The organism is Ruegeria sp. YTSC003 (assembly GCF_059609785.1).
In genome coordinates this window covers 1-3,018 of sequence record NZ_JBXWMK010000035.1, presented here as the reverse complement: position 1 = coordinate 3,018, position 3,018 = coordinate 1, and the positions used below count along the sequence as shown (strand labels likewise).

The 3,018-nt window shown below is 53.0% G+C and carries 4 protein-coding genes; all 4 read left to right on the top strand.

Going from position 1 to position 3,018, the window contains the following annotated elements; translation table 11 throughout:
* Positions 1–34 precede the first annotated feature (34 nt).
* The 4 genes from AC2FFH_RS23120 (at position 35) to mgrA (ending at position 2,838) form a co-directional block, all read left to right on the top strand.
* Positions 35–328, top strand: a complete 294-nt coding sequence (locus AC2FFH_RS23120; protein WP_496845413.1) for a DUF1214 domain-containing protein — start codon at positions 35–37, stop codon at positions 326–328.
* Between the two features lie 297 nt (positions 329–625).
* The gene (locus AC2FFH_RS23115; protein WP_496770982.1) at positions 626–895 is read left to right on the top strand and encodes an HlyU family transcriptional regulator; all 270 of its coding nucleotides are present in this window, start codon (positions 626–628) and stop codon (positions 893–895) included.
* 225 nt (positions 896–1,120) lie between these two features.
* A complete protein-coding gene (locus AC2FFH_RS23110; RefSeq protein ID WP_496770985.1) occupies positions 1,121–1,645 on the top strand; it encodes a cysteine dioxygenase family protein in 525 nt (174 codons plus the stop codon).
* Between the two features lie 125 nt (positions 1,646–1,770).
* Positions 1,771–2,838, top strand: a complete 1,068-nt coding sequence (gene mgrA, locus AC2FFH_RS23105; protein ID WP_496770988.1) for an L-glyceraldehyde 3-phosphate reductase — start codon at positions 1,771–1,773, stop codon at positions 2,836–2,838.
* Positions 2,839–3,018: the final 180 nt, after the last annotated feature.

Sequence of the window (3,018 nt, the reverse complement as noted above, 5' to 3'; positions counted from 1 at the left end):
TCAAACCAACCAGATGAGCCACATCCTCTCTTAGATCAGAGCGCCATCTGTCCCAAAATCCCTGACGACGGACAGCGGACAGACACGGTCGATCCTTGAAACTGACCTGGAATCCGGTGGTATCGACTCTAATCGACCGGGGATAAAGCCGAATGAGGATGGGAGTACCAGCATCTATTTTGGCCCGGAAGCCCCAGAAGGTTGGGAGAACAACTGGACGCAAACCATGCCCGGGCAAAGCTTCAACGTGATGATGCGCCTCTACGGACCGCTCGAGCCTTGGTTCGACAAGACCTGGCGTCCTGGTGATCTGGAACTGGTAGAATAAAGCGACAGCCGCGACTATCGGGCGACGCTACTTTTTGGCGTCGTCTTGCATTTTCTTCGGTGTCGGTTTTGGGCTCAAAGCGGTCGTCGGCGGCGGCGTGTCAGAATGGCGGTCTGGACAGTCTTACAAGGGAGCGTGGTGTGGGGAATGGACTTCTACCGCGGATCTGGACGTACTAGGCAACGCAAGGAGCGTGCCAACGGATCGAAGGCAAATGTTGTGATAGCACGACATGCTTCACGCCTGTCCTAAGCGGCGCTATTCTCCCGTCATAGTAACGCTGAAAGGAACCGCCCAATGTCCCTCTTCTCTAAACTCTTTGGTGGTGGTGAAAAGTCGGAGCTTGAGCCAGTCTCTTACAGAGGGTTCGAAATCTTTCCGGACCTGATGCCCGAAGGGGGCAAATACCGCCTTCTAGCCCGTATCGAAAAGACCATCGACGGAGATCGCAAGACCCATACTGTGATCCGGGCGGATGTTTTTGAGACCCGGGATCAGGGCGAAAGCTTCTGCATCGCAAAGGCGAAACAGGTGATCGACGAGCAGGGCGAACGCATTTTCGATTAAGCAAACAGACAACCTAATGTATGCGATGCAATCGACGGATGGTTCCGCAAATTAGACATCCGCCCCGATCTGGCGAAAGAACGCTAAGCAGGCCAAGCAGTCATTGAAAGTCTTAGATACCCGATACATGCAGCTGCAATCTGGGTCCCAATTTCGCCAATTTTACTGCCTGTGCTACCCTGTTGCATTTATCGTATGCAATTGGGGGCTGAAGATATGTGGAACATGGAACAGTTTGTAGCGGACTGCCGGACCGCAGTAGATCAGGACGTGTCTCACAAATCGGTGGCTGAGGTGGTGGACCGGGCGATGCGCGATCCCGCGGGCGTGACGCAAGCCTTGGGAGAGCCGACCGAAAGCGGTATCTTTCCCATTTACAAGTCAGGTGATCTGACAATCGTCAACGTCGTATGGAAGCCAGGAATGACCATAATGCCCCATAATCACGAAATGTGGGCCGTGATCGGTATTTATGGTGGCCGAGAAGATAACATTTTTTGGCGGCGCGTAGCAGATGACCCTAACGGACGCATTGAAGCGGCGGGGGCTCGAGCATTGTCGACGGGTGAATATGCTCCGCTTGGTAGGGACCTCATTCACTCGGTTACAAACCCTATCCCCAAGTTGACCGGAGCAATCCACGTGTACGGCGGGGATTTTTTTGAAGCTGAGCGAAGCGAATGGGACCCTGAAAACCTGACGGAACATGCGTATGACATGTCGAAGGTTCGCGCGTTATTCGAGGACTAGTTTGCAGTTTGACAATCTGCGTTGGCAATGCCTGAGGCATGTTCCGTCTATCCGGCAGGCTTCGCTGATTGCCGATTACTATCTGGTTGAATTGACACGGGGTGATGATCGCGGATTATGGATAGATGAGCAAATTACAACGCCCCCCGAAGCCTCGTCCACGCCCATTTCTTCCCAATCCAGACCGCTACGAGCAAATGGTCTATCGCCGTTGTGGGCAGTCTGGCATAAAGCTACCCGCGATAAGCCTTGGGCTATGGCACAACTTCGGTGGAGATACGCCACACCAGACAAAGCGCGATCTCTGCCGCACTGCTTTTGACTTGGGTATAACGCACTTTGATTTAGCAAATAACTATGGCCCACCGCCGGGATCGGCGGAAGAAGCATTCGGTGAAATTTTAAAAACTGATTTCGCAGGCTATCGGGACGAACTCATCATATCTACCAAGGCAGGGTATGATATGTGGCCGGGTCCCTATGGGGAGTGGGGATCACGAAAGTATCTTGTGGCCTCTTGTGATCAGTCGCTCAAGCGGATGGGGTTAGAATACGCAGATATCTTTTATTCCCACCGTTACGATCCAGATACCCCTCTGGAAGAAACTATGGGAGCCTTAGACTATATAGTGCGCTCTGGGCGCGCACTTTACGTCGGAATTTCAAGCTACAACTCGCAACGAACGCGCGAAGCGCTGGCCATCTTGAAAGACCTTGGCACGCCGTGCCTGATTCATCAGCCGTCGTATAACCTACTCAACCGTTGGGTTGAGCGGGACGGGCTGTTGGATACGCTTGACGAATTGAACGTGGGATCGATTGCGTTCACGCCACTTGCCCAGGGTATTTTGACATCGAAGTATCTGAACGGCATTCCCGAAGACAGTCGTGCGACCCAAGGCAAGTCTCTATTGGACGGCATGATCAACGAACGTTCATTGACGAGTGTCAGGGCTCTAAACGACATAGCGGCGTCACGCGGTCAATCATTAGCTCAGATGGCGCTTGCTTGGGTGCTGAGAGGTGACCGGATATCGACAGCCCTTATTGGCGCTTCGCGACCTGAGCAGATCGTGGATTGCGTAGGTGCGGTCCAGAATTTGGAATTTACCGAAGCGGAACTCGCTAAGATTGACGAGGTAAGCTCGGAAGAGGAAATCAATCTCTGGGCGCGATCCTCGGAAATTGAGTAAGATTGTTGACCACTGATTTTTGGTGCTAGCAGGTTCTTCTGCTTAATCGCATGGCGTTTCTGCTTTGGGCTCGAAGCAGACGTTCGGTTAATTCCGCTGAATGTCCGCCTTGCGGACCAAGCCGCCCTCAGATGGTATCGCTTGCATGTCTGCGTTACATTGGAGCGGTCGTCGCCTAGA

Coding starts and splice junctions, on each gene's coding strand:
- AC2FFH_RS23115 (WP_496770982.1), top strand. CDS start 626: ATGTCCCTCTTCTCTAAACTCTTTGGTGGTGGTGAAAAGTCGGAGCTT.
- AC2FFH_RS23110 (WP_496770985.1), top strand. CDS start 1,121: ATGGAACAGTTTGTAGCGGACTGCCGGACCGCAGTAGATCAGGACGTG.
- mgrA (WP_496770988.1), top strand. CDS start 1,771: ATGAGCAAATTACAACGCCCCCCGAAGCCTCGTCCACGCCCATTTCTT.